Here is a 25,676-nt window from a genome sequence, read left to right on the forward strand (position 1 = left end):
CCTGGGTCTGCCCACGCTGCGCCCTGTCGGATCTTGATCCCCGGCGCGGCGCGGACCGATGCGGCGCGGCCCGATGCGCCGCGGCTCTGGGCGGTGGTCGGCGCCACGGGAACCGGCAAGAGCGAGCTCGCTCTCGATCTCGCCGAGCACCTGCGCGCGCGTGGCAACGACGCGGAGGTCGTCAACGCCGACGCCATGCAGCTGTACCGGGGCATGGACATCGGCACCGCCAAGCTCCGCATCGACGAGCGGCGCGGCATCCCGCACCACCTGTTCGACGTCCGCGAGGTCACCGATGAGGCGGCCGTCGCCTGGTACCAGCCGCTCGCCCGTGAGGCGATCGCCGCCATCCACGCCCGAGGGGGAGATGCGATCCTCGTCGGCGGATCCGGACTGTACGTCTCGAGCGTGATCTTCGACTTCCGGTTCCCGCCGAGGGATGCCGCACGTCGGGCGCGCCTCGAGGCCGAGCTCGCCGAGAACGGTGCCGGAGCGCTGTTCGAACGGCTGCAGGAACGCGACCCCGCGACAGCGGCGCGCATCGATCCGAAGAACGGCCGGCGCGTCGTCCGTGCGCTCGAGGTGATCGAGCAGGGTGGCGCCACGCATGGGGCCGCGCTGCCCGAGAAGCCGGAGCTGTGGCATCCGGCGACCCGGATCATCGGACTTCACACGTCGCGAGAGCTGCTCGTCGAACGGCTCGATCGCCGAGTGGAACGGATGTGGCAGGGCGGGATGCTCGACGAGGTCGATCGCCTGCGTGCCGACGGCATCGAGCGGGGCGTCACCGCGTCACGAGCGATCGGGTACGCCCAGGCCCTTGCGCAGCTGCGCGGCGACACGACTCAGGACGAGGCGATCGCCGAGACGCAGGCACTCCCCCGCCGCTACGCGCGGCGGCAGGTGTCGTGGTTCAAACGCTATCCCGACATCGAGTGGGCCGAGCACCCGGTCGACGTCGAATCGCTGATCCACTGAGCCTGGCGGTTGTCGGCGGCCGGGGGCACGATGGGCGCATGACCACGCACTACTACACGGCCTCCTCTCTCGATGGGTTCATCGCGACCACCGAGCACTCGCTGGACTGGCTGCTCCGCCAAGACATCGATGAGGGCGGTCCGATGGCGTATCCGGGTTTCATCGCCGGGATCGGCGCCCTCGCGATGGGCGCGTCGACCTTCGAATGGGTCATGCGGCACGAACAGGGCCGCTGGGACTACGCGCAGCCGACCTGGGTCTTCACCCACCGCGACATCCCGTCCCCGGCGCAGGGTGACGTGCGCTTCACGCAGAGGGACGTGCGCCAGGTGCATGCCGAGATGACGGCGGCGGCCGACGGGAAGGATCTGTGGATCGTCGGCGGGGGAGACCTCGCCGGACAGTTCGCCGATGCGGGTCTGCTCGACGAGGTCTGGGTGCAGTACGCGCCGGTGACCCTCGGCGCCGGCGCTCCGCTGCTGCCGCGCCGGATCGACCTCGAGCTGATCGACGTGGCGCGCAACCGCAGCTTCCTGTGCGGCCGGTACCGGGTCACGGGTTCCGGCGCTCTCTAGACTGTTCGTATGGTCGCATTCACCAAGGGACACGGCACCGGCAACGATTTCGTGATCATCGAGGACGTCGACGGCGAGCTGGATCTGTCAGCGACCCAGGTGCAGGCGCTCTGCGACCGCAACTTCGGCGTCGGCGCTGACGGCATGCTGCGCGTCGTGCGATCGGCGGCCATCCCTGAAGGCGCCGCGGCTCTCGCCGAAGAGCCCGACGCCGAGTGGTTCATGGACTACCGCAATGCCGACGGGTCGACAGCCGAGATGTGCGGCAACGGCATCCGCGTCTTCGCGCACTACCTGCTGCGCGCCGGCCTCGCCACGATCGACAGCGGCTCGACGCTGCCGATCGGCACGAGGGCGGGCGTGCGCGATGTGATGCGCTCCGAGAACGGCTACCAGGTCGATCTCGGGCTGTGGAAGCTCGCCGGCGGGGAGCCGCTCGCCCGCGCGGCCGGTCTCTCGGTGCCGCGACCAGGGCTCGGTATCGACGTCGGCAACCCGCACGTGGTGGTCGCCCTGGCATCCGACGACGAACTGGCGGAACTCGACCTCAATCCCACCCCCGTGCTCGACCCGGCCCCCGTCGACGGAGCCAACGTCGAATTCGTCGTGCCCGGCGAGCCGCTGGTGCGCGACGGCGTCGGGCATGTGCGGATGCGCGTGCACGAGCGCGGTGTCGGCGAGACCCTCAGCTGCGGCACGGGCGTCGCTGCCACCGCTCTCGCCGTGCGGCACTGGGCCGGCGCCAGGGCACCGCACCAGTGGCGCGTCGACGTGCCCGGCGGTGTGCTGGGGGTGCGGATGTTCCCCGCGGAGGACGGCGAGCACGTCGCGCTGTCCGGACCCGCGCAGCTCGTCTACCGTGGCGAGATCGACCTCGTCTGAGGCCGATCGCTCATTCGGGCAGCACGATCGGGGCTGTCGGCGGTGTGCTGTGCCGGCGCACCTTGAGGATCCGGTACCCCTTGCCGGTGGCCGCACGGGTCACGCTGAAGCCGGGTGTGAACACCGTGGCCATCCACCGCTGCAGCGAATCGGACCCGAGGTTGCGCTGCACCACCAGCCAGGCGTCGCTGCGCTCGTCGAGGCGGGGGATCCAGCGCTCGAGCATGCTGTGCAGCTCGCTCTTGCCCACCCGGATCGGCGGATTCGAGCGGATCGTGGTGAAGACCACGTCGTCGGGAACATCCTCGGGCTTCACGGCGTTCACATTGGTGAGGCCGAGGGCTTCGGCGTTGCGCCTGGTGAGATCCAGTGCGCGCTCGTTCACATCCACCGCCCAGATCACGGCGTGCGGCGTCGAAAGGGCCATCGTGAGACTGATCGGGCCCCACCCGCATCCGAGGTCGAGGAAGTTGCCGCTCGGCGGCAGAGGAGCCATGTTGGCGAACAGCACCGCGGTGCCCGTGTCGAGACGTTCGGGGCTGAACACGCCGCCCGCGGTGGTCACCTCCCGATCGCGTCCCGCGAGCGGAACGGTGATGGTTCGGAGGTTCTCGGCACTGGCCGGGGCCGCACTGAAGTAATGATCGGACGACGGCATGCAGTGAGCGTACCGGACACCGCGGGCTAAGGTTAAGGCGCTTCTCAGAGAGGACAGAGTTCACCACCGGATGACGAACACCAACGACGACAACATCACACAGGACGCACTGGACCGCGTGCTCGCGAACGCAGAGCCGCGCACGCAGCCACGCGTGTTCGGTGCCGCCCAGGCGCTGCAGGACGCGGCATCCGCCGGTCACTCCCACGCGGACGGGGAGCAGTGGGAACTCGAGGACCGGCACGCGCTGCGCCGCGTGGCAGGGCTCTCCACCGAGCTCCAGGACGTCACCGAGGTCGAGTACCGTCAGCTGCGGCTCGAGAACGTCGTACTGGTCGGGGTGTACCCGCAGGGCGCTCAGGAGGATGCCGAGAACTCGCTGCGCGAGCTCGCCGCCCTCGCCGAGACCGCCGGTGCCGTGGTGCTCGACGGTCTGCTGCAGCGCAGGCCGCACCCCGACCCCGCGACCTACCTCGGCCGCGGCAAGGCGCAGGAGCTGAAGGACATCGTCGCCGCGGTCGGCGCCGACACCGTCATCGCCGACGCGGAGCTCGCCTCCAGCCAGCGACGTGCGCTGGAGGACGTCGTGAAGGTGAAGGTCATCGACCGGACCACCGTCATCCTCGACATCTTCAGCCAGCATGCGAAGAGCCGCGAAGGCAAGGCGCAGGTCGAGCTCGCGCAGCTCGAGTACCTGCTGCCGCGCCTACGTGGATGGGGTGAGTCGATGAGCCGCCAGGCCGGTGGCCAGGTCGGCGCCGGCGGCGCGGGCATGGGCTCGCGCGGACCGGGTGAGACGAAGATCGAGCTCGACCGCCGCCGCATCCGCACCCGCATGGCGCAGCTGCGCAAGCAGATCCGTGACTTCGCGCCCGCGCGCGACGCGAAGCGCGCCGAGCGCAAGCGCAACACCATCCCGTCGGTCGCGATCGCGGGATACACCAACGCGGGCAAGTCGAGCCTGCTGAACGCGCTGACCAGCGCCGGAGTGCTCGTCGAGAACGCCCTGTTCGCGACCCTGGACGCCACGGTGCGCCGCGCGGAGTCGGCCGACGGACGCGTGTACACGCTCGCCGACACCGTCGGCTTCGTGCGCAATCTGCCGCACCAGCTGGTCGAGGCGTTCCGTTCGACGCTGGAGGAGGTCGGCCAGGCCGACCTGCTCGTGCACGTCGTAGACGGCTCGCATCCCGACCCGTCCGCGCAGCTGCAGACGGTGCGCGACGTGATCGGCGACGTCGGAGGCCGGGACATCCCCGAGATGGTCGTCTTCAACAAGGTCGACCTCATCGATGAGGACGAGCGGCTCGTGCTGCGCGGTCTCGCACCAGACGCCCACTTCGTGTCGTCACGTACGGGGGAGGGCATCGCCGAGCTGCGCGCCGAGATCGAGCGCCGGCTTCCGATGCCCGCCATCGAGGTCCGCGCTCTCGTGCCGTACGACAGGGGGGACCTCATCTCGGCTGTGCACGAGAGCGGTGTGCTGGTCTCGTCCGAGCATGAGGAGAACGGCACGGCTGTGCACGCGCACGTCTCCGAGCGTCTGGCCGCCGAGCTCGCGCCCTTCGCGATCGGCTGATGCGCCGGGCGCGGGCGGCGGATCCGCCCGCGCCCGATGCCGGATCAGGATGCCGAGAAGCGGCCCTCCACGGTCGCCGAGACGGTGATCTCCTCGCCCTGGAACTCCATCGCGGGAGACGCGTCGAATGCGCCGGCAGCGCGCATCGCGACAGGCGCGAAGCCGGGAGCCTCGGCGGAGATCAGTCCACGATCGGCGATCTCCAGCGGGGTCACGGTGCGCAGTCCGAGCGCCTCGGCGTACGCCTGAGCGCGTGACACGGCGACGCCGACCGCCTGGGTCGCGACCTCGCGCTCCACATCGCGTTCCGTCTCCGGGGTCAGATGCCAGTCGACGTCGCCGAGCGCGACGCCGTCTTCGCCGGAGAGCTCGGTCGCCCAGAGCGACAGCTCCGAGATGTCGGCGAAGGTGGCGGTGAAGTCGACGCTCGCACGGTAGACGGGCGCAAGCCTTCGGCCGTCGGCGTTCCAGGGTCGCTCGGCGTACACGCTCAGCCGCCGGCTCGTCCACGCGGTCACGCTGCCCGCCTGCTCCCGCGCGGTGATGCCTTCGCGCACCGGCTCTGCGAGCGCCAGCGTCCGGCGCACGACCTCCTCGCGGTCGGGACCGTCGAGGGCCACGGTGAGCCGGATGGTGGCCCGCTCGGGTGCGACGCGCATTTCGTGCTCGCCGCGGACGGTGATGATGACTTCGCTCATGCGAGCGACTGTACGGCACACCGGCGACAGCCTCGCCGCGGAATAGCATCCGGGGTGGATCCGTTGTAGTCTGTGATGCTCGGGAGCACTTGCTCCCGCTGGTAATTCCACAGTGTGACAGCGGCTCCTTCGCGAGAAGGTCCACGGGGCTGATCGGTTTCGACGGCGCCTGTGTATCGACGAGAAGCGGGCCGAGGATGCAGGGTTATCTCGTGAACGCTCCCTGCAAAACCATAGTTGCCGAAACCAAGCGCAACGACTTCGCCCTCGCTGCCTAAGCGAGCCCGATAGTCCGTCAGACCGTATGTGATCCCGATACGGACCCTGGCGTCATCTAGGGATCTAGCTGCGTGACGGCGTCTGGACGTCATGTGGGACTCTTCCCAGACTGGGCTCGTCGACTTAGGTGTCTGTGACAAAGGTCGGAGCCGAGCAGAACGCCTCCACAGACTGCGCCCGGAGAAGACGTGGATGAGCAGCGTCGGACGGGGGTTCGATTCCCCCCAGCTCCACCAGCCGCTGTCACTGTGGAAGGCCAGTCCCGGGGCGTGACGCCCTGGCGCGTCACGCCCGAGGGCGCAGCCCGTCGAGCGCGACCGCGCGGATCTCCGCGCCCAGCAGCTCCGGGTCGACGTGGCCGTCCGGTCGGTACCACTCGACGACCGAATTGATCATTCCGAAGATCAGGCGAGTGGCGACACCGGCATCCAGGTCCGCTCTCACCAGTCCTTCGGCCTGCGCCTGCTGCACGAGGCCGGTGACCGTGTGATCGAAACGGCGACGGCGCTCGAGCGCGGCGAGCTCGATGTCGCTGTTGCCGCGCAGGCGCAGCAGCAGCGTCACCTGCGGCTGCCGCCCGGTCAGCACCCGCACGGCGCCGTCGACGATGGCGGTGAGCCGTTCACCGGCGGTGGGATGCTCGAGGGCGGCATCCAGGGCATCCTCCAGACCGCCCAGCGCGTCGTCGAGGGCGATCTCGAGGATCTGCTCCTTCGAGTCGACGTGGTGGTACAGCGCCGACTTCGTGACGCCGAGCCGCGCGGTCAGATCCGACACGGACGTCGCATCGTAGCCCTGCTCGTTGAACAGCTGAACGCCGACGCGGATGACGTCGGTGCGGTCGTGTCCCGGGCGCCCGCGGCGCGACCGACCGCGGGTCGTCGCGGTCACGGGCGGGTCCTCGGCATGCGACAACTCTAGCCGCGCGACCCCGACCGGGGCATCCGCGGGGCGCCCCATCAGACCGGTAAGCTGAGAGGGTAATCCGACGATCGGAAAGGCTTCGACATGGTCGACTTCATCGTGTTCCTCGTGCTGTTCCTGGGTGGTATGTGGCTTCTCGGCGCCGCGTGGGAGATGCCGGCATGGCAGGGTGTGGCGTTCAGCGCCGGCATCATCATGGTCAGCCTCGCCATGGCGTACGTGATGCGGCAGCGCGGAAGCGCGACTCGCCGCTCCGACAGCTGGGGCCACCGCCAGAAGTGACGAAAGGCGCCGCCCACCGGGCGGCGCCTTCACAACCGGGCCTGTTCGCTCATCCCTTCCACTCGATGAGCAGCAGGCCCTGTTTCGTGTCCGCGAACTTCACCCAGCCGTCGCCGAACTCGTAGGTCATGCCGAAGCCGTCCTCGTCGGTTGCGATGGCGTAGGCGGGATCCTCGGTGAAGTACACCAGGTCGCCCTCGGTTGAGCGCAGCCAGCCGTCGCGCTTCAGGTTCGCCTGGGCGACGTCGGAGGTGCGGGCGTCGAGCGTGCCCCACCCGTACATCTGGCCGTGGTCGGATGCCGTGCTGAAGTCTGCCCACATGCACAGCAGACCGTCAGGCACCAGCGTCTCGCCGATGCGCAGCTCCTGCTGTTTCGACGTCCATCCCTGGGAGGTCAGGGCGTCGACCGTGCCGGGGGTGATGATCGTCTTGCAGGTGGGCTCGGCGCCCGGCGTCGGCGCCTCGACGTCGGCCGGTGCCGTGGTCGCGGTGGTGGTCGGCTCGGCACTCATCGACGAACTCGATGACGGTGAGGGCGTGGGGTCGGGGGCGGCGCACGATGCCAGCAGCAGAACGGCTGCGAGCGCGCTGAACGTGAGGAGGATGCGGGGGCTCATAGAGGGATTCCGGGGAGGGGGAGCGGTGCGCTCAGGGGAGGTGCGCGTCGCGGAACAGGGACAGGAAGGGGTCGTGCAGGACGCCGTTCGTGGCGAGCGTGGACAGCGCCGACAGGGTCTCGGCTCCGTCGAAGGCGGTCATGCGGCCGCCGGCTTCTCGAACGATCGCCACGGCCGCGGCGATGTCGTACTCCTTGACGTCGAACTCGGCGACCATGTCGATGCGGCCTTCGGCGAGAAGCATGTAGCTGTACACGTCGCCGTAGGCGCGGTCGCGCCACACCCGGTCGGCGACGGCGTGGAGTTCGGCAAGCTTCCCGGCGTCCGACCACTGCCCGATGCTCTGGAAGCTGATGCTCGCGTCGTCGAGGGAGTCCACGTCGGACACCGACAGGCGGCGGGCGCCGTCAGCGGCGTTCGTCCACGCGCCGAGATCGTCGGCTGACCACCAGCGGCGTGCCAGGGCAGGCATGCTGACCACGCCGACGCGCGGCACGCCGTCGATCGCGAGAGCGATCATCGTGCCCCACAGCGGCACCCCGCGCAGGAAGTTCGCCGTGCCGTCGATCGGGTCGATGATCCACTGACGGTGGGTGTCGCCCTCGGCGCCGTACTCCTCGCCGAAGATGCCATCGGCGGGGCGCTCGGCTGCGAGCAGCTCGCGGATCGCGCGCTCGGTGGCCAGGTCGGCGTCGGTGACGTGCGAGCGATCGGCCTTGCGCGAGACCTGCAGATCGGCGGCGTCGAACCGGGGCAGCGACTGGGCGTCCGCCGCGTCCGCCAGACGGAGAGCGAGGGCGAGATCGGCAGCGAGGTCGGCGTCGTCGCGGGTGTCGGTCACCTATCCAGGATAAGCCGCGACCCTCCGCGGAACCGGCCCGCAGCATATCGGTCCAGACACGAAACGGTCCGTTCATCCCGATCCGTCGGGCCGGGCCTCAGAGGTGCGGGACGAAGGAGGAGGGGACGGCGACGTTGCCGGGCAGACCCGCGAACAGGGGAGCGATCTGCTCGGGCGTGTACCCGGCGATGCCGCAGCCCACCGGCGTCAGCAGGAACCGCAGGCCGGGATGCTCCGTGGCGAAGTCGACGAATGCGCGAGCCTCACGCGCGAGCACGTCGAGGCCGCTCATCGTGTCGATCGCGTACGACTGCCCGTGGTGTCCGTGTCCCTCACCCCACACCGCGCCGAACCTCTCGTGGGCGATGCGCGCGGCGCCCCCGCCGTGCCGACCGGCTGCATTGCTGCCGAAGACGAACACCTCGTCGGGGCGCAGGGTGACGACGACGTCGGGCGTGATCTCCATGCCGGAACTCTACGTCGCGCGTCGCGCGTCGCGCGTCGCGCAGCGAGGAGCGAAAGCAGAGAAGCCCCGGTAGATGGCGAGATCTACCGGGGCTTGTCCGTGCACCCCCAGGGACTTGAACCCTGAACCCACTGATTAAGAGTCAGTTGCTCTGCCGATTGAGCTAGAGGTGCGTGGCCCGGGAAGATTTCCCCGGCCGAGGAATTACATTACCAGCGGGCCGGGGCCGCGCAAAATCGCACCGCTCCGCCGGGCGGGTTGCAGTGTCACACGCCCCCGGATGCCAGCATCGCGGCCTCCTGCACGGTGTCGACGAGGTGCACGTGGTGCTCCATCGGCCGGCCTGCGGCCAGCGCCGTGAGCAGCGGCCAGACGGGGTACTGCTCGGTCCAGTACGCGCGCCCCACGAGGATCATCGGGGCGACCGACGATTCGTCCGCGTAGAAGTTCTCGCACGCGTCCTGGAAGACCTCCTGCACGGTTCCGCCCGAGCCCGGCAGGAACACGATCCCGGCCTGGCACACCTCCAGCAGGATCGCCTCGCGCTGCGCGTTGCGGAAGTACTTGGCGACCGCGCTCGCGAACAGGTTCGGCGGCTCGTGCCCATAGTGCCAGGTGGGGATGCCGAGCGAGTCGCCCCCGTCGGGGAACTCGCATCGCACGGCGGATGCCGCGTCGGCCCAGGCGGCGATGCTCGGCGAGAACCCCGGCACCGCGGCGAGCGTCGACAGCGCCTGCTCCCGGGCATCCGCTCCTCGGTTCGCGAGGTAGCCACCCAGGTTGACGGCCTCCATCGCACCCGGTCCGCCGCCGGTCGCGACCGTCAGCCTCTGCGACAGGTGCTGCCCGAGTTCGACTCCGTCGGCGTACTCCCGGCTGCCGCGCACCACCGCGTGTCCGCCCATCACGCCGACGAGCCGCCTGCCCGCCACCCAGTTCGAGAGAGCGACATCGATGGTGTGATCGTGCAGCGACTTCGCGAGTGCGGCATCCTGCGACGTCTCGCGCTTCGACCAGGCGTAGGTGCGCGCGTCGAGGCTGTCGGCGTAGTCGTCGTCTCCGTAGAGATCGGCCGGCGTGTAGAGGGCGGTGCGGTAGGTGTCGATCGGGATGCCGGGAAGCTCGGGGAACACCACCGCGCCCCGTGCCCGCACCGACGACTCGTCGGCGAGGGTGAGGCGGCAGCCCAGGAACAGCGACCCGGCGACATCGACCGACCGCAGAGCGTCGCTGCGTGCGGTGAGGTCGAGTGCGCGGAGGCGCCAGCCCGAGAGCGAGTGGACGCCTGCGGCGAGACGGCGATCGAAGTCCTCGAGCGTGTCGACGTCGACGACCCGTCCGCGCGTTCTTCTCATGCGACGACCCTAGAGCAGCACCCCGGGCGCACGGCATCCCGTCCGGCTCTTCCGTCTCGGGCGCACCGGTGAGAACATGGCGGACAGGAGGTGGCTCTCATGATCGATCTCGATGACATCGACACCGATGAGGACGGCGCGCTCACCGCGACCGTGGAACTGCCCGGAGGTCGACGCGTCACGGTCGAGTACGAATTCGACGAGGAGTTCGACTTCGACGACGACGAAGACGAGGACGACGACGAGGACGAGGAGCCCGTTGAGCGTGAGGACCTGCCCGACCTCGACACGATGCAGGAGACCGTGAAGCACGCCCTGGCACGCCTCACGGAGGAGATCCTCGAGGCGCGCGAGCTCGAGGTCGTCGAAGAGCTGACCGAAGCCGCCTACGAGGACGAAGACGACGACGTGGGCATGGTCGAGGCGCTGCAGGCACTGAAGGACGACATCGCTCTCGACGGGGTGGTCGTGTTCGGTGACGGAGGGATCACCCTGCTCTTCATCGCCCCGGAGGAATACCCCGACCTGATCATCTACTGCCTGCTCGACGAGGATCTCGAGATCGACGACCTGATGGTCGAGTGATCACCGCACCCGCACCAGCCTGCCGCCGGTCACCTCGATCAGCTGCGCGAACCCGAGCGGCATGACCGTCTGGGGCGTGCCGCCGGCCGTCCACACCTCATCGAACACGCTCAGGGACTCGTCGATGAACGTGGGCAGGGGAGCAGGATGCCCGACCGGCGCCACCCCGCCGATCACCTGGCCCGTCGACGAGCGCACGACCGTCGGCGGCGCCATGGCCACCGTCTGCGCACCGATCTGCTCGGCGAGCACGCTGAAGTCGACGCGGTGCGCGCCGCTCGTCATCACCAGGATCGGTTCGCCGTCGGCGACGAGCACGAGACTGTTCGCGATCGCCCCCACCGGGCATCCGATCGCCTGCGCCGCCAGAGCGGCGGTGTGCGCCGACTCGGGCAGCACGACGATCCGGGCGTCGATCCCCGCCTCGGCGAGCCGTTCGCGAACCAGACGGCTGCGGGGCGGAAGGGTGTCGGGTCTGGTCACGGCGGTCTCCTCAGCGGTGGGAAGAGCGGATGCCGCTCACGCGGCGTCTCCGATGAGGATAGCCGCAGCCTCGTCAGCCGTGCCTGCGGCGGAGACGTCGATGAGGGCCAGCGTGCGGCGCCCGAACAGCACCGTCAGGGCGGCGAGCAGCACGGCGCCCGCAGCGAACAGGTAGGGCACCGTGTCGCCGTACGCGTGGGCGAGGGCTGCGGCCGTGGGCGGCGCCATCGCGCCGCCGAGGAAGCGCACGGCCGAGTACGCCGACGATGCGACCGACCGGGGCAGATCGGTGGCCTCCATCACGGCCTCGGTCAGGACCGTGTTCATCACGCCCAGCAGCAGACCGCCCAGGACGATGAAGACCACGAGCGCGGCAGGGCTCGCGACGACGAGGCCGGCCGCGATGAGGTCGACGGCCAGCAGTGGCAAGGTGACGAGCATGATCGATGCACGCGAGGTGCGGCGCATGACGGCGGGAGCCACCCAGACGCTGGTCACCGCGAGAGCCACACCCCAGCCGAAGAAGGTCAGGCCGATGCCCAGGGCTCCGAAGCCGAGCGGGAACGGCGAGAACGCCAGCAGCACGAAGAAGCCGATGTTGTAGAACAGGGCGGCGACGGCGAGCACGGCGAGAGCGGGGCGTCGAAGCGCGCGGAACGGTGCCGAGAACGGCATCGGCTGGCGGTGTCCGCCGTCGGTGCGCACGAGCGTGAGCACCGCAATGAATCCGATCGCCATCAGCGCCACGACGCCGAAGAACGGGCCGCGCCAGCTGAGCTCGCCCAGCAGCCCGCCGAGCAGCGGGCCGACCGCGATGCCCAGCCCGAGTGCCGCCTCGTAGAGCACGATGGCGGCGCCGCTGCCTCCGGCGGCCGCACCGACGATGGTCGCCAGCGCGGTGGAGATGAAGAGCGCGTTGCCCAGGCCCCAGCCGGCGCGAAACCCGATCACCCAGTCGACGCTGCCGCTCACGGCGCACAGCAGGGCGAATGCCACGATGAGGCCGAGGCCGACGAGCAGAGTCGCCTTCGCGCCGATTCGGCTGGAGATCCAGCTCGTGACGAGCATGGCCAGGCCGGTGACCAGAAGGTAGCTGGTGAAGAGCAGTTCGGTCTCGACCGGGGATGCCTCGAGCGACTCGGCGATCGCGGGGAGGATCGGGTCGACCAGGCCGATGCCCATGAACGCGACGACACAGGCGAACGCGACCGCCCAGACCTGTGCCGGCTGCCGCCAGATCGATCCCTGCGGTGCTCCGCTCATTCTTGTGCTCCTGTCGTGTGGTCGGGTGTGCTCTGCGCGCGCTCGCCGAGGATGGCGGCGGTGCGCTCGATCGCTCGCCAGTCGTCATCGCCGAGACGGTCGAAGCGCGGGGCGAGAGTGGCGCCCAGCTCGGTGCGCCAGTCGTCAAGGGCGCGGATGCCCGCCTCCGTCGCCGTGACGACGATGGCACGCGAGTCGTCGGGGTCGGCCGTGCGCTCGACGAATCCGGCGTGCTCGAGCGCGCCGATCAGCCGTGTCATGCCCGGCTGCGTCGTGCGGGTGGCGGATGCCAGGGCGCCGAGGCGCAGTCCGCCCTGCTGCTCGAGGATGCTGAGGGTGCGCCACTGCGCGGATGGCGCGTCATTCCCGGCGTCGTGGGCCGCGATGCGCGCCAGCGCGTGCGCGGCGAGCACGATCGCGGTGATCGCTTCGGCTTTATGCATACCGAACAGTATATATCATTCGGTATCTATTGGCTCAGTGCCGGCTGCTCGCGACCCTCGACGAGAGCTGGTGCGCATGCGAGAGCAGAGTGCGTCCCAGCTGCGGCAGCCGATCGGGGCCGAAGCGGAACTCCACACCGGTGATGCTGAGTGCCCAGTCCGGCCTGCCCTCGCGGTCGAACACGGCCGCGGCCATGCCCCACGATCCCTCGACGATCAGGCCGGGGTTCACCGCGTAGCCGCGCGCTCTCGTCTCGCGCAGGCGCCGCCGCAGCGGCGTGTCGGCGTGGGCGGAGCCCCAGCTGTGCTCCAGCTCGGGGTGCCGCTGAAAGTAAGCATCCACATCGTGGTCGGGTAGGAAGGCGAGGATCGCCAGCCCGGCGCTCGCGACGCCGAGGGGGAAGCGCACTCCCTCGCTGAGCACGAACGAGCGGATGGGGAATGAGCCCTCCTCCCGGACGAGGCACACCGTCTCGTCGGCGCGACGTGTGGAGAGGAACGCGCTCTCCTCCGTCTTGACGGCCAGCGAGCGGACGATGTCGCGAGACAGCTCGGTGATGTCGTACCGCGCGGCGGCCACGGTTCCCATCAGATACAGCTCGGGTCCGGGCATCCAGCGGGCCGTGGCCTCGTCCTGGTCGACGAGCCCTTCGACGCGCAGCGCTGTGAGCAGGCGATGCGCCGTCGAGCGGCTGAGCCCGGCATCCCGGGCCAGCGACTGCAGGCCGGCGCCATCGGCGGATGCCGACACCAGACGCAGCAGCGCCGCCGCCCGCGCGACGGCCTGGGCGCCGGGCACGGTGCGACGTGATGCGACAGGTGGTTCCACAATGTGGACGCTAGCCCGCTCTGCGACCACATCGCAAGCGGTGCCTTGCCCGCCGACCCGGGCGGGAGCACCGCACACGAAGGAGTGGTCTTGATCGACAAACAGTTCGCATCCGCGGCGGAGGCCGTCGCCGACATCCCGGACGGCGCCTCGCTGGCCGTCGGCGGCTTCGGCCTCTCGGGCAATCCCATGAAGCTCATCGAGGCGCTGCACGCGCAGGGCACCGGCGAGCTCAGCGTCGTCAGCAACAACTGCGGCGTCGACGACTGGGGTCTGGGCATCCTGCTCGCCTCGCGGCGGATCCGGAAGATGACCTCCTCATACGTCGGTGAGAACAAGGAGTTCGAGCGGCAGTTCCTCGAAGGCGACCTCGAGCTCGAGCTCACCCCGCAGGGAACCCTCGCCGAGAAGCTGCGCGCCGGCGGTTCGGGAATCGCCGCCTTCTTCACCCAGACCGGCGTCGGCACGCAGGTCGCGGAGGGCGGCCTGCCACGCCGGTACAACGCCGACGGATCGATCGCCGTGGCCTCGCCGGCCAAGGATGTGCGCGGTTTCGACGTGCACGGCGAGCAGTGGGACTTCGTGCTCGAGGAGGCGATCACCACCGACTTCGCCCTCGTGCACGCGCTGAAGGGCGACCGGCACGGCAATCTCGTCTTCAACAAGGCCGCACGCAACTTCAATCCGCTCGCGGCGATGGCAGGACGCATCTGCATTGCGCAGGTCGAGGAGCTCGTCGAACCCGGAGAGCTCGACCCCGACGGCATCCATCTGCCCGGCGTGTACGTGCACCGCGTGGTCGAGGTGGGCAGCGGAATCGAGAAGCGCATCGAGCGTCGGACCGTGCGCCCTTCGACAGGCTCAGTGACCCAGCGAGGGAAGAAGTGATCATGGCACTCACGCGTGACCAGATGGCGGCCCGCGCCGCGCAGGAGCTCGCCGACGGCGAGTACGTCAACCTCGGCATCGGTCTGCCCACCCTGGTTCCCAACCATGTGCCGGATGGCATGACCGTCGTGCTGCAGTCCGAGAACGGCATCCTCGGGGTCGGCCCGTATCCGAGAGAGGAGAACGTCGATCCCGACCTGATCAACGCCGGCAAAGAGACCGTCACGCTGCTGCCGGGGGCGGCGTTCTTCGACTCGGCCACGAGCTTCGGCATGATCCGCGGCGGCAAGATCGACGCCGCCATCCTCGGTGCCATGCAGGTCTCGGCCGCAGGCGACCTGGCCAACTGGATGATCCCAGGCAAGATGGTCAAGGGACCCGGCGGCGCGATGGACCTCGTCCACGGCGCCCGTCGCGTCATCGTCCTCATGGAGCACGTCGCGAAGGACGGCTCGGCGAAGATCGTGAACGACTGCTCGCTGCCGCTGACCGGCAGGGGAGTGGTCGACCGGATCATCACCGACCTCGCCGTCATCGAAGTCACCGACGACGGGCTCGTGCTCGTCGAGACGGCGCCGGGCGTGAGCGTGCAGGACGTCATCGACGCCACCGAACCCGAGCTGAGCATCGCAGAGACCTTGAAGGAGAACTCATGAGCGACATCGTCATCGTCGCCGCCGCCCGCACCCCGCAGGGGCGACTGAAGGGACAGCTGGCGTCGTTCACCGCACCGCAGCTGGGCGCCCTGGCCATCCGCGGCGCGCTCGAGCAGGCCGCGATCGCTCCGGATGCCGTGGACGCGGTCATCATGGGCCAGGTGCTCGCCGCCGGCTCGGGACAGAACGCCGCCCGTCAGGCCGCCATCGGCGCGGGCATCGGCTGGGACGTGCCGGCCAGCTCGGTCAACAAGGTCTGCCTCTCGGGCCTCACTGCGATCATCGACGCCGCGCGCATGATCCGCACCGGAGACGCCACCACCGTGGTCGCGGGCGGCATGGAGTCGATGACGCGCGCGCCGCACCTGCTGATGGGCTCACGGGACGGATGGACCTACGGCAGCGTCGAGGTGCTCGACCACATGGCCCACGACGGCCTGACCGACGCGTACGACCGCGAGAGCATGGGCGCATCGACCGAACGCCACAACCCGCGGTTCGAGATGACCCGCGAGATCCAGGACACGGTCGCCGCGCTGTCGCACCGGCGTGCCGCGGCCGCGCAGGCGGACGGCGTGTTCGACGCAGAGATCGTCGAGGTGCCGGCGCCGCAGCGCAAGGGCGCCCGGCAGGCGCAGGATCCGGTCACATTGACCAAGGACGAGGGCGTCCGACCCGACACCACCGTCGAGTCGCTCGCAGGGCTCCGCCCCGCCTTCGCGGAGGGCGGCACCATCACCGCCGGGAACGCATCGCAGATCTCAGACGGCGCCGCGGCCGTCATCGTGACCACCCGCGAGAACGCCGACGCCCTGGGGTGGCCGGTTCTCGCCGTGATCGGTGCGAACGGGCAGACCGCGGGGCCCGACAACTCGCTGCAGGCGCAGCCGGCCCGCGCGATCGAGCGGGCGCTCGAGAAGCAGGGCATCAGCGCAGACCAGCTCGACATCGTCGAGATCAACGAGGCGTTCGGCGCGGTCGTCGCCCGTTCCCAGCAGGAGCTGGGGCTGTCGAGTGAGATCGTCAACGTGCACGGCGGCGGCATCGCCATCGGGCATCCGATCGGGGCGAGCGGCACGCGACTCGTCGTGCATCTCGCGCACGAACTCGCCAAGCGAGGATCCGGCACCGCCGTCGCCGCGCTGTGCGGCGGTGGCGGTCAGGGCGAGGCGCTGATCCTCACGCGCTGAGCGTCCGGGGAACCTGCACGCTCCGCTGATCCCTCCTCGGAGGAGGGATCAGCGCTGCTTCGAGATGCGCTTGACCTCGTCGCGACGCTTCTCTCGCAGCTCTTTCTTGTCGGGCTTCGGTGCGAACGGCGAATCGTCCGAGACGGGCAGCCCCTTGTCGAGACGGCGCATGTCCTTGACCGCGCCGATCGCGAGTGAGAGGGTGATCGCCCAGCTCACCCAGGCGAGGATCGCCCGCCACGTGAACTTCTGACCGCGCGAGCCGCGCAGCAGGGTCCACCCCGTGGAGATGGCGCTGAAGAGTCCGGTGCGAAGGAGATAGCGCATGTCCCCACGCTATCCGAGGGCTCCGGATGCTCGGGTAGGGTTGACAGCAGATCCTGCTGTGTATCTACCGGCCGCCGGCATCCCGGCGGAAAACGGCGGCACCCGACCCGCGTCCTCTGACGTGTGAGAGCCACATGACACAGATCACCGCCTCCTCGCCGAGCCTTCTGCGGCTGACCGGCATCCCGTACTTCGTGATCGCGTTCATCGCGCGACTGCCGTTCGCCATGATGGTCGTCGGTGTGCTGACCATGGTCGTCACCGTCCGCGGCTCGCTGAGCCTCGGCGGGCTGACCTCCGCCGCCGTCGGATTGGGCACGGCACTGGTCGGCCCGTTCCTCGGAGCCGCGGCCGACCGATGGGGCCAGCGACCCGTGCTGCTGCTGTGCGGGGTGCTGAACGCCGCGATGCTCGCCGTCTTCGCCTTGATCGCCTACGCCCCGGTGGCCGACGCCATCGTGCTGGCGTCCGCCTTCACCATCGGCGCGACCGCCCCGCAGGTCTCGCCCATGTCGCGTTCCCGGCTGGTCACGATCATCGCCGAGCGGATGCCCGAGACGCACCGTGCCCGCACGACCTCGGCGACCATGTCGTACGAGTCGGCCGCCGACGAGACCGTGTTCGTGTTCGGTCCCTTCCTCGTCGGCATCCTCGCCTCGTTCATCGCCCCGTGGGCGCCCATCGCGATCGCATCGGCGCTGACGCTGCTCTTCGTCGGCGCCTTCGCGCTGCACCCCACCGGGCGCCACGTCTCGGTCGAGCGCGGCTCCGACGGCCGTGCGCCGTCGGCCGTGCGCGAGCTGTTCCGCCCCGCTCTGCTCGTGGTCGTGGTCGGCATCTTCGGGATCGGCCTGTTCTTCGGCACCTCTCTCACCGCGCTGACCTCGTTCATGGCAGACCGGGGCGCGGCCGAGCAGGCGGGCCTGCTGTACGGCGTGATGGGCGTCGGCTCGGCCGTGCTCGCGCTGGGCGTCGTGTGGCTGCCGCCGCGGTTCACGCTGCACGCCCGCTGGATCGTGTTCGCGACGATCCTCGTGGCGGGCTCCGTGCTCTTCGCGGTCGCGGGATCGGTGAGCGCGATGTTCCTCGCGCTCGCACTGATGGGTGTCGGGGTCGGGCCGACCATCGTCACGCAGTACAGCCTCGGCGCCGCGCGAAGCCCGCTCGGCCGCTCGGCGACGGTGATGACCATGCTCGGCTCGGGCGTCGTCGTCGGCCAGGCGGCTGCGGCCGCCGCAACCGGGGCGATCGCTGAGAGCGCCGGCACGCAGCTCGCGCTCGTCCTGCCACTGGTCGCCGCGGCGATCGTGCTGATCGCCGGCATCGTCAATCGTCTGATCAGCCCCGTGCAGCGCTGAGGCAGCCGCGTCAACCCCCGTAACCCTCGCTGCGGTCATCGATAGCCTGGACTCTCCGAGCAGAGGAGTCTCATGGTCGCCGCAGAGTTCGTGGTCGTCGCCAATCGCCTTCCGGTCGATCGGATCATCACCCCCGAGGGCGAGGAGATCTGGCGCACGTCTCCCGGCGGACTGGTGGCGGCTCTCGAGCCCATGATGCGCAGCGTCGACGGCGCCTGGGTCGGCTGGGCGGGCCAGGCCGATCTCGCGATCGAGCCGTTCGAGGCCGACGGCATCCGGCTGCTTCCGGTGACCCTGAGTGAGCAGGAGATCCAGGACTACTACGAAGGCTTCTCGAACGACACGATCTGGCCGCTCTACCACGACGTCATCGCGCCGCCGCAGTACCACCGCGAATGGTGGGAGGCGTACGTCGCCGTCAATCTGCGCTTCGCCGAGGCCGCAGCCGCGGCGGTCGCAGAGGGCGGCACCGTCTGGGTGCACGACTACCAGCTGCAGCTCGTGCCGGAGATGGTGCGGGGACTGCGCCCCGACGTCACCATCGGGTACTTCCATCACATCCCGTTCCCCTCGCACGGACTCTACGCCCAGCTTCCCTGGCGCGATCAGGTGCTGCGCGGGCTGCTGGGCGCCGACGTGATCGGGTTCCAGCGGGCGCAGGACGCGGCGAACTTCCTCGCGGCGGCCAAGCGCCGCCTGGGCCACGAGACGAAGGCATCCACCATCACCCTTCCCGACGGGCGGATGCCGGTGGTCAAGGCCTTCCCGATCTCGATCGACACCACGCCGTACCGCGAGCTGGCCCAGCGGCCCGACATCCGCGCGCGAGCGCTCGAGATCCGCGAGGGTCTGGGCAACCCGAAGCACATCCTGCTCGGGGTCGACCGACTCGACTACACGAAGGGCATCCGGCACCGCATCAAGGCATACGGCGAGCTGCTCGATCAGGGACGCATCTCGGTCGAGGACGTCGCCTTCATCCAGGTCGCCAGCCCGAGTCGCGAGCGGGTCAACGCCTACATGCATCTGCGCGACGAGGTGGAGCTGGCGATCGGGCGCATCAACGGCGACCACGACACGCTCGGGCACACGGCCATCCGCTACCTGCACCAGGGGTTCCCGCGCGAGGAGATGGTCGCCATGTACCTCGCCGCAGACGTGATGCTCGTGACCGCTCTGCGCGACGGCATGAACCTCGTCGCCAAGGAGTACGTGGCCACCCGTGCCGACAACCGCGGCGTGCTCGTGCTCAGCGAGTTCGCCGGAGCATCGGACGAGCTGCGGAAGGCGCTGCGGATCAATCCGCACGACATCGAGGGCCTCAAGGACGCCATCGTCGCGGCGATCGAGATGCCCGGAGCCGATCAGGGCAGGCGGATGCGCGCACTGCGCAAGCGCGTGCTCGAGAACGACGTGAAGGCGTGGTCGCAGTCGTTCCTCCGCGCGCTCGAGCAGGCCGGGCGCAACCGCCACCGTCGACACGAAGGAGCCCACGGATGACCCGCGAATGGCAGCCAGGCCTCACCGACCCCTCGGTGTCGGCGATCGCCCGCACCGAGACGCTGCTGGTCGCCCTCGACTTCGACGGCACAGCATCCGAGCTCGTCCCCGACCCGATGTCGGCGCGAGCGATACCGGCGGTGAAGAAGGCGCTCACGGACATCGCCGCGCTGCCGCGCACGACGGTCGCCTTCATCTCGGGCCGCAGCCTCGTGCACCTGCGCGAGATCGCCGAGCACGACGACGACTCGCCGATCGTGCTGGCCGCGTCCCACGGGGCACAGTACTGGTATCCGGGCGACGGCGAGGCGGATGTCGAGTCAGGCGACGCCGACAGGATGCTGCGCGACGCGCTGCTCGACGAGCTCGCCCCGCTGCTGAGCGGCTACCCGGGCGTCGAGCTCGAGAGCAAGACGTTCGGGATCGGGATCCACGGACGCCCCGCGAGGCCCGAGGTGGAGCGGAGAGCCTTCACCGCGGTCGACGAGGTGTTCGCACGTCGAGCGAGGCACTGGCGCCGCCGCACCGGCGACCGCATCCTCGAGTACTCCTCGCGTGACGAGGGCAAGGACACGGCGATCGCCGTGCTGCGCGCGCACACGGGTGCTACCGGCATCCTGTTCGCCGGCGACGACGTCACCGACGAGGACGCCCTGCGCGTGCTCACCGCCGACGATCTCGGGGTGCGCGTCGGACCGGGGGAGACCGCCGCCACACTGCGTGTGGGATCCCCACAGCAGATCGCCGAACTTCTGGAAGTCATCGCGTCGGAACGGGCAGCCCGACCGGAATAGACTTCCGTCATGTCCACCCGCGATTCTCAGCCCGGTTTGTCGGGCGCCCAGCCAGACATCGACATCAAGCCCCGCAGCCGCGTCGTCACCGACGGCATCGAGGCGACCACGTCCCGCGGCATGCTCCGCGCCGTGGGCATGGGCGACGCCGACTGGGACAAGCCGCAGGTCGGCATCGCGTCGAGCTGGAACGAGATCACGCCGTGCAACCTGAGCCTCGACCGCCTGGCGCAGGGGGCCAAGGAGGGCGTGCACTCCGGCGGCGGGTACCCGCTGCAGTTCGGCACCATCTCGGTCTCTGACGGCATCTCGATGGGACACGAGGGCATGCACTTCTCGCTCGTCTCGCGCGAGGTCATCGCCGACTCGGTCGAGACGGTGATCATGGCCGAGCGTCTCGACGGCACCGTGCTGCTCGCCGGCTGCGACAAGTCGATCCCCGGCATGCTGATGGCCAGCGCGCGCCTCGGCCTGTCGAGCGTGTTCCTGTACGCCGGATCCATTGCCCCGGGCTGGGTGAAGCTCTCGGACGGCACCGAGAAGGACATCACGATCATCGACTCGTTCGAGGGCGTCGGCGCCTGTCGTGCGGGCCGGATGTCGGAAGAGGACCTCAAGCGCATCGAATGCGCGTTCGCGCCCGGCGAGGGCGCGTGCGGTGGCATGTACACCGCCAACACCATGGCATCCGTCGCCGAGGCGCTCGGCCTGAGCCTGCCGGGCTCTGCCGCACCGCCCGCGGCCGACCGCCGACGAGACTACTTCGCGCACCGCTCGGGCGAGGCCGTCGTGAACCTGCTGCGTCAGGGCATCACGACGAAGGACATCCTCACCAAGGAGTCGTTCGAGAACGCCATCGCACTGGCCATGGCCCTGGGCGGATCGACGAACGTCGTGCTGCACCTGCTCGCCATCGCCAACGAGGCGGGTATCGAGCTGTCGCTGCACGACTTCAACCGGATCGGCAGCCGTACCCCGCACGTCGCCGACATGAAGCCGTTCGGCCAGTACGTGATGAACGACGTCGATCGGCACGGCGGCATCCCCGTGATCATGAAAGCGATGCTCGACGAGGGCCTGATCCACGGCGACGCGCTCACGGTGACCGGCAAGACCGTCGCCGAGAACCTGCGCGACCTGAACCCGGACCCCGTCGACGGCGACGTCATCCACACCTTCGACAACCCGATCCATGCATCCGGCGGCATCACGATCCTGCACGGCTCGCTCGCACCGGAGGGCGCCGTGGTCAAGTCTGCCGGCTTCGACGCCGACGTCTTCGAGGGCCCCGCGCGCGTGTTCGAGCGCGAGCGTGGCGCGATGGACGCGCTGGCGGCCGGCGAGATCAATGCGGGCGACGTGATCGTGATCCGCTACGAGGGCCCCAAGGGCGGCCCTGGCATGCGCGAGATGCTCGCCATCACCGCGGCCATCAAGGGCGCGGGGCTCGGAAAAGATGTACTACTCTTGACGGACGGACGATTCTCAGGCGGCACAACCGGACTGTGCATCGGCCACATAGCACCCGAAGCGGTGGACGCTGGTCCCATCGCCTTCGTGCGCGATGGTGATCTGATACGGGTCGATATCGCGGCTCGCTCCCTCGAGCTACTCGTCGAGGAGACTGAGCTGAGCTCCCGCCGGGAAGGCTGGGAGCCTCTTCCCCCGCGCTATACCCGTGGCGTCCTCGCCAAGTACTCCCGTCTCGTGCGCTCTGCCGCACAGGGCGCGGTGACTGGCTGACCTCCAGACGACACAGATCACCAAGGATGCCAAATGACTCCTGAATCCGCGCCGGCCGTTCCGCGGCCGCCCGCCCGCCCGTCCACCACGTCGGAGATCTCCGGCGCCGAGGCCGTCGTCCGCTCGCTCGAGAACCTCGGCGTCACCGACGTGTTCGGCATTCCCGGTGGGGCGATCATGCCGGTCTACGACCCGCTCATGGACGCCTCGGGGCTGCGCCACGTGCTCGTGCGCCACGAGCAGGGCGCAGGCCACGCCGCCGAGGGCTACGCCGCCGCGACCGGCAAGGTCGGCGTCTGCATCGCCACCTCCGGCCCCGGCGCGACGAACCTCGTCACGGCGATCGCCGACGCCTACATGGACTCGGTGCCGATGGTCGCGATCACCGGTCAGGTGTTCTCGACCCTGATGGGGACCGACGCCTTCCAGGAGGCCGACATCGTCGGCATCACCATGCCGGTGACCAAGCACTCCTTCCTCGTCAAGCGGGCGGAGGACATCCCCGGTGCCATCGCCGCCGCGTTCGAGGTCGCCTCGACCGGCCGCCCCGGCCCGGTGCTCGTCGACATCACGAAGGACGCACAGCAGCAGTCCGCGCCGTTCGTGTGGCCGCCGCGGATCGACCTGCCCGGGTACCGCCCCGTGACCAAGGCGCACGGCAAGCAGATCCAGGCCGCAGCCATGCTGCTGGCCGAGTCGAAGAAGCCCGTGCTGTACGTCGGCGGCGGCGTGATCCGCGCGCACGCCTCGGCCGAGCTGCTGACGCTCGCCGAATCCACCGGTGCCCCGGTGGTCACCACGCTGATGGCCCGCGGCGCCTTCCCCGACTCGCACCCGCAGCACCTCGGGATGCCCGGCATGCACGGCACCGTCCCTGCGGTGCTGGCGCTGCAGGAGTCCGACCTCATCGTCTCGCTCGGCGCGCGTTTCGACGACCGCGTCACGGGCAAGGCGGCACTGTTCGCCCCGAACGCGAAGGTCGTGCACGTCGACATCGACCCGGCCGAGATCTCGAAGATCCGCACGGCCGACGTGCCGATCGTCGGCGATGTGCGCGATGTGCTCGTCGACCTCGACACCGCGTTCCGCGGCACGATCGGCGGCGGGAAGCCGGACACCGAGGAGTGGTGGTCGTACCTCGACGGGCTGAAGTCGGAGTTCCCGCTCGGCTACGCCCAGCCGGACGACGGCCTGATGTCGCCGCAGTACGTCATCCAGCGCATCGGCGAGCTCACCGGGCCCGAGGCGATCTACGCCTCCGGCGTCGGACAGCATCAGATGTGGGCGGCGCAGTTCATCAAGTACGAGCGCCCGAACTCGTGGCTCAACTCCGGCGGCGCGGGGACCATGGGCTACTCGGTTCCCGCCGCGATGGGCGCCAAGGTCGCCGAACCCGACCGGGTGGTGTGGGCGATCGACGGCGACGGATGCTTCCAGATGACCAACCAGGAGCTCGCGACCTGCGTCATCAACAACATCCCGATCAAGGTCGCGATCATCAACAACTCCTCGCTCGGCATGGTGCGCCAGTGGCAGACGCTGTTCTACGACGGGCGCCACTCGAACACCGACCTGAACACCGGGCACGGCACGGTGCGCATCCCCGACTTCGTCAAGCTCGCCGAGGCGTACGGCTGCCTCGCCTTGCGAGTCGAGAAGGAGGAGGACGTGGATGCTGCGATCCAGACCGCTCTGGAGACCAACGACCGCCCGGTCGTGATCGACTTCGTCGTGAGCGCCGACGCGATGGTGTGGCCGATGGTCCCGCAGGGTGTCAGCAACAGCTACGTCCAGTACGCACGTGACCACGCCCCGGCATTCGATGAGGAGATCTGAGCCATGTCCACACACGTGCTGAGCCTTCTCGTCGAGGACACCCCCGGCATCCTGACCCGCGTCGCCGGGCTGTTCGCCCGCCGCGGCTTCAACATCCACTCCCTCGCCGTCGGCGTGACCGAGGTCGCGGGGATCTCCCGCATCACGGTCGTCGTCGACGTCGACGCCCTGCCGCTCGAGCAGGTCACCAAGCAGCTGAACAAGCTGATCAACGTGATCAAGATCGTCGAGCTCGAGCCGTCGACCTCGGTGCAGCGCGAGCACATGCTCATCAAGGTGCGCACCGACAACAACACCCGGTCGAACGTGCTCGAGATCGTGAACCTGTTCCGCGCGTCGATCGTCGACTACGCACCGGATGCCGTGGTCGTCGAGGTCACCGGCGATCAGGGCAAGGTGCAGGCGCTGCTGCGCGCGCTCGAGCCCTTCGGCATCAAGGAGCTCGCCCAGTCGGGCCTGCTCGCCATCGGCCGCGGCGGCAAGAGCATCACCGAGCGCGTCATGCGCGGCTGACAGAACTTACGAACCACGAGCAAGGAGAAACAACACCGTGAGCACCGAGATCTTCTACGACGCAGACGCCGACCTCTCGATCATCCAGGGCAAGAAGGTCGCCATCGTCGGCTATGGCTCGCAGGGCCACGCCCACGCCATGAACCTTCGCGACTCGGGCGTCGAGGTCACCATTGCCCTCAAGGAGGGCTCGAAGTCGATCGCCAAGGCGGAGGAGGCGGGCTTCCCCGTCAAGAACGTCGCTGACGCAGCCGAGTGGGCCGACGTCATCATGATCCTCGCGCCGGACCAGCACCAGCGCACGATCTACAGCGAGTCCATCGCCCCGAACCTGACGGCGGGCAAGACCCTGGCCTTCGCGCACGGCTTCAACATCCGCTTCGGCTACATCGACGCGCCCGAGGGCGTCGACGTGATCCTCGTCGCCCCGAAGGCTCCCGGCCACACGGTGCGTCGCGAGTTCGTCGCCGGCCGCGGCATCCCCGACATCATCGCCGTCGAGCGTGACGCCTCCGGCCAGGCCTGGGACCTCGCGCTGTCGTACGCGAAGGCCATCGGCGGCACCCGTGCCGGCGTCATCAAGACGACCTTCACCGAGGAGACCGAGACCGACCTCTTCGGCGAGCAGGCCGTGCTCTGCGGTGGCATGAGCCACCTGGTGCAGGCTGGCTTCGAGACCCTCGTCGAGGCGGGCTACCAGCCGCAGATCGCCTACTTCGAGGTGCTGCACGAGCTCAAGCTCATCGTCGACCTCATGTGGGAGGGCGGCATCGCCAAGCAGCGCTGGTCGATCTCCGACACCGCCGAGTTCGGCGACTACGTCTCGGGCCCGCGCGTGATCGACGCCGGTGTCAAGGAGCGCATGCAGGGCGTGCTCGCCGACATCCAGTCGGGTGCGTTCGCGAAGCGCTTCATCGAGGACCAGGACAACGGCGCCGAGGAGTTCCTCGCCCTTCGCGAGAAGGAGCAGGGCCACCCGATTGAGGCGACCGGCAAGGAGCTGCGCTCGCTGTTCGCCTGGAAGTCGCAGGACGAGGACTACGTCGAGGGCAGCGCCGCGCGCTGATCCCGTTCGTGGAGGGGAGGCATCCGGTTCGCCGGGTGCCTCCCTTTCTTTCTGCTGCCGGTGATA

The 25,676-nt window shown here is 69.4% G+C and carries 28 protein-coding genes, 1 tRNA gene and 1 other RNA gene; 17 read left to right on the forward strand and 13 right to left on the reverse strand.

The genetic code is table 11. The annotated features are described in order from the left end of the window. Positions 1–93: 93 nt before the first annotated feature. The 3 genes from miaA to dapF are packed head-to-tail and all read left to right on the forward strand — an operon-like array spanning position 94 to position 2,435. Positions 94–978 carry a tRNA (adenosine(37)-N6)-dimethylallyltransferase MiaA gene (gene miaA, locus RT309_RS02350; RefSeq protein ID WP_313354974.1) on the forward strand — a complete coding sequence of 295 codons (885 nt, stop codon included), beginning with the start codon at positions 94–96 and terminating at the stop codon, positions 976–978. A 38-nt stretch (positions 979–1,016) separates the two neighbouring features. Beyond that, on the forward strand, positions 1,017–1,553 hold the full coding sequence (locus RT309_RS02355; RefSeq protein WP_313354976.1) for a dihydrofolate reductase family protein: 537 nt from the start codon (positions 1,017–1,019) through the stop codon (positions 1,551–1,553). Positions 1,554–1,562: 9 nt separating this feature from the next. Continuing rightward, positions 1,563–2,435, forward strand: coding sequence for a diaminopimelate epimerase (gene dapF / locus RT309_RS02360; RefSeq protein ID WP_313354978.1), 873 nt, complete (start codon positions 1,563–1,565; stop codon positions 2,433–2,435). A gap of 10 nt (positions 2,436–2,445) precedes the next feature. Here dapF and RT309_RS02365 read toward each other — a convergent pair whose 3' ends face one another. Next, positions 2,446–3,093, reverse strand: coding sequence for a methyltransferase (locus RT309_RS02365; protein ID WP_313354979.1), 648 nt, complete (start codon positions 3,091–3,093; stop codon positions 2,446–2,448). Between the two features lie 70 nt (positions 3,094–3,163). Between RT309_RS02365 and hflX the strand changes: the two genes are divergently transcribed. Further along, positions 3,164–4,672 (forward strand): GTPase HflX, encoded by a 1,509-nt coding sequence (gene hflX / locus RT309_RS02370; RefSeq protein WP_313354981.1) that lies wholly within the window; start codon positions 3,164–3,166, stop codon positions 4,670–4,672. Between the two features lie 44 nt (positions 4,673–4,716). Here hflX and RT309_RS02375 read toward each other — a convergent pair whose 3' ends face one another. After that, on the reverse strand, positions 4,717–5,370 hold the full coding sequence (locus RT309_RS02375) for an SIMPL domain-containing protein (RefSeq protein WP_313354983.1): 654 nt from the start codon (positions 5,368–5,370) through the stop codon (positions 4,717–4,719). Positions 5,371–5,515: 145 nt separating this feature from the next. On the opposite strand from RT309_RS02375, the gene ssrA reads away from it, so the two are divergent. Beyond that, positions 5,516–5,885, forward strand: a transfer-messenger RNA (tmRNA) gene (gene ssrA, locus RT309_RS02380). Positions 5,886–5,934: 49 nt separating this feature from the next. Here the strand turns inward: ssrA and RT309_RS02385 are convergent. Beyond that, positions 5,935–6,540 carry a TetR/AcrR family transcriptional regulator gene (locus RT309_RS02385; protein ID WP_313354985.1) on the reverse strand — a complete coding sequence of 202 codons (606 nt, stop codon included), beginning with the start codon at positions 6,538–6,540 and terminating at the stop codon, positions 5,935–5,937. A gap of 117 nt (positions 6,541–6,657) precedes the next feature. On the opposite strand from RT309_RS02385, the gene RT309_RS02390 reads away from it, so the two are divergent. After that, positions 6,658–6,855 carry a hypothetical protein gene (locus RT309_RS02390; protein ID WP_313354987.1) on the forward strand — a complete coding sequence of 66 codons (198 nt, stop codon included), beginning with the start codon at positions 6,658–6,660 and terminating at the stop codon, positions 6,853–6,855. 49 nt (positions 6,856–6,904) lie between these two features. Here the strand turns inward: RT309_RS02390 and RT309_RS02395 are convergent, their stop codons facing one another. The 5 genes from RT309_RS02395 to RT309_RS02415 all read right to left on the reverse strand — a co-directional run bounded on the left by RT309_RS02395 (position 6,905) and on the right by RT309_RS02415 (position 10,136). Next, positions 6,905–7,474: a hypothetical protein gene (locus RT309_RS02395; RefSeq protein ID WP_313354989.1), complete on the reverse strand. Its 570-nt coding sequence runs from the start codon at positions 7,472–7,474 to the stop codon at positions 6,905–6,907. A gap of 31 nt (positions 7,475–7,505) precedes the next feature. Further along, on the reverse strand, positions 7,506–8,315 hold the full coding sequence (locus RT309_RS02400; protein WP_313354991.1) for an inositol monophosphatase family protein: 810 nt from the start codon (positions 8,313–8,315) through the stop codon (positions 7,506–7,508). A gap of 97 nt (positions 8,316–8,412) precedes the next feature. Continuing rightward, on the reverse strand, positions 8,413–8,781 hold the full coding sequence (locus RT309_RS02405; protein WP_313354993.1) for a hypothetical protein: 369 nt from the start codon (positions 8,779–8,781) through the stop codon (positions 8,413–8,415). 100 nt (positions 8,782–8,881) lie between these two features. Further along, positions 8,882–8,954 (reverse strand) — tRNA-Lys (locus RT309_RS02410). A gap of 93 nt (positions 8,955–9,047) precedes the next feature. Beyond that, on the reverse strand, positions 9,048–10,136 hold the full coding sequence (locus tag RT309_RS02415; protein WP_313354994.1) for a Rossmann fold nucleotide-binding protein: 1,089 nt from the start codon (positions 10,134–10,136) through the stop codon (positions 9,048–9,050). A gap of 99 nt (positions 10,137–10,235) precedes the next feature. Here RT309_RS02415 and RT309_RS02420 point away from each other — a divergent pair, with 99 nt between their 5' ends. Further along, positions 10,236–10,721: a hypothetical protein gene (locus RT309_RS02420; RefSeq protein ID WP_313354996.1), complete on the forward strand. Its 486-nt coding sequence runs from the start codon at positions 10,236–10,238 to the stop codon at positions 10,719–10,721. Here RT309_RS02420 and RT309_RS02425 read toward each other — a convergent pair whose 3' ends face one another. Genes RT309_RS02425 through RT309_RS02440 form a run of 4 tightly spaced genes read right to left on the reverse strand, consistent with a single transcriptional unit; the run spans position 10,722 to position 13,739 of the window. After that, entirely contained in the window at positions 10,722–11,204 is a 483-nt protein-coding gene (locus RT309_RS02425) for a YbaK/EbsC family protein (protein ID WP_313354998.1), read from the reverse strand. Positions 11,205–11,240: 36 nt separating this feature from the next. Further along, positions 11,241–12,467 carry an MFS transporter gene (locus RT309_RS02430; protein ID WP_313355000.1) on the reverse strand — a complete coding sequence of 409 codons (1,227 nt, stop codon included), beginning with the start codon at positions 12,465–12,467 and terminating at the stop codon, positions 11,241–11,243. Further along, positions 12,464–12,910: a MarR family transcriptional regulator gene (locus tag RT309_RS02435; RefSeq protein ID WP_313355002.1), complete on the reverse strand. Its 447-nt coding sequence runs from the start codon at positions 12,908–12,910 to the stop codon at positions 12,464–12,466. The genes RT309_RS02430 and RT309_RS02435 overlap by 4 nt, the downstream gene beginning before the upstream one ends. 34 nt (positions 12,911–12,944) lie before the next feature. After that, a complete protein-coding gene (locus tag RT309_RS02440) occupies positions 12,945–13,739 on the reverse strand; it encodes an IclR family transcriptional regulator (protein WP_313355006.1) in 795 nt (264 codons plus the stop codon). A 90-nt stretch (positions 13,740–13,829) separates the two neighbouring features. On the opposite strand from RT309_RS02440, the gene RT309_RS02445 reads away from it, so the two are divergent. The 3 genes from RT309_RS02445 to RT309_RS02455 are packed head-to-tail and all read left to right on the forward strand — an operon-like array spanning position 13,830 to position 16,473. Continuing rightward, positions 13,830–14,627, forward strand: a complete 798-nt coding sequence (locus RT309_RS02445; protein ID WP_313355008.1) for a CoA transferase subunit A — start codon at positions 13,830–13,832, stop codon at positions 14,625–14,627. Between the two features lie 2 nt (positions 14,628–14,629). Beyond that, on the forward strand, positions 14,630–15,283 hold the full coding sequence (locus RT309_RS02450) for a CoA transferase subunit B (RefSeq protein WP_313355009.1): 654 nt from the start codon (positions 14,630–14,632) through the stop codon (positions 15,281–15,283). Continuing rightward, positions 15,280–16,473 carry an acetyl-CoA C-acetyltransferase gene (locus RT309_RS02455; RefSeq protein WP_313355010.1) on the forward strand — a complete coding sequence of 398 codons (1,194 nt, stop codon included), beginning with the start codon at positions 15,280–15,282 and terminating at the stop codon, positions 16,471–16,473. The genes RT309_RS02450 and RT309_RS02455 overlap by 4 nt, the downstream gene beginning before the upstream one ends. Positions 16,474–16,521: 48 nt before the next feature. Here RT309_RS02455 and RT309_RS02460 read toward each other — a convergent pair whose 3' ends face one another. Continuing rightward, positions 16,522–16,800, reverse strand: a complete 279-nt coding sequence (locus RT309_RS02460) for a hypothetical protein (protein WP_313355012.1) — start codon at positions 16,798–16,800, stop codon at positions 16,522–16,524. Positions 16,801–16,934: 134 nt separating this feature from the next. On the opposite strand from RT309_RS02460, the gene RT309_RS02465 reads away from it, so the two are divergent. The 7 genes from RT309_RS02465 (at position 16,935) to ilvC (ending at position 25,610) form a co-directional block, all read left to right on the forward strand. Further along, positions 16,935–18,158, forward strand: a complete 1,224-nt coding sequence (locus RT309_RS02465; protein ID WP_313355014.1) for an MFS transporter — start codon at positions 16,935–16,937, stop codon at positions 18,156–18,158. A 72-nt stretch (positions 18,159–18,230) separates the two neighbouring features. Then, positions 18,231–19,658: a trehalose-6-phosphate synthase gene (locus RT309_RS02470; RefSeq protein WP_313355016.1), complete on the forward strand. Its 1,428-nt coding sequence runs from the start codon at positions 18,231–18,233 to the stop codon at positions 19,656–19,658. Continuing rightward, positions 19,655–20,452 (forward strand): trehalose-phosphatase, encoded by a 798-nt coding sequence (gene otsB, locus RT309_RS02475; protein WP_313355018.1) that lies wholly within the window; start codon positions 19,655–19,657, stop codon positions 20,450–20,452. Before RT309_RS02470 ends, otsB begins: the two co-directional genes overlap by 4 nt. A 9-nt stretch (positions 20,453–20,461) precedes the next feature. Next, positions 20,462–22,195, forward strand: a complete 1,734-nt coding sequence (gene ilvD, locus RT309_RS02480) for a dihydroxy-acid dehydratase (RefSeq protein ID WP_313355020.1) — start codon at positions 20,462–20,464, stop codon at positions 22,193–22,195. 33 nt (positions 22,196–22,228) lie between these two features. Next, positions 22,229–24,031 carry an acetolactate synthase large subunit gene (locus RT309_RS02485; RefSeq protein WP_313355022.1) on the forward strand — a complete coding sequence of 601 codons (1,803 nt, stop codon included), beginning with the start codon at positions 22,229–22,231 and terminating at the stop codon, positions 24,029–24,031. A gap of 3 nt (positions 24,032–24,034) precedes the next feature. Then, positions 24,035–24,544 carry an acetolactate synthase small subunit gene (ilvN, locus tag RT309_RS02490; RefSeq protein ID WP_313355024.1) on the forward strand — a complete coding sequence of 170 codons (510 nt, stop codon included), beginning with the start codon at positions 24,035–24,037 and terminating at the stop codon, positions 24,542–24,544. 37 nt (positions 24,545–24,581) lie between these two features. Further along, the gene (gene ilvC / locus RT309_RS02495; protein WP_313355026.1) at positions 24,582–25,610 is read left to right on the forward strand and encodes a ketol-acid reductoisomerase; all 1,029 of its coding nucleotides are present in this window, start codon (positions 24,582–24,584) and stop codon (positions 25,608–25,610) included. Positions 25,611–25,676: the final 66 nt, after the last annotated feature.

It is taken from the genome of Microbacterium sp., from assembly GCF_032084865.1.
In the GTDB taxonomy this organism is placed as follows: Bacteria; Actinomycetota; Actinomycetes; order Actinomycetales; family Microbacteriaceae; genus Microbacterium.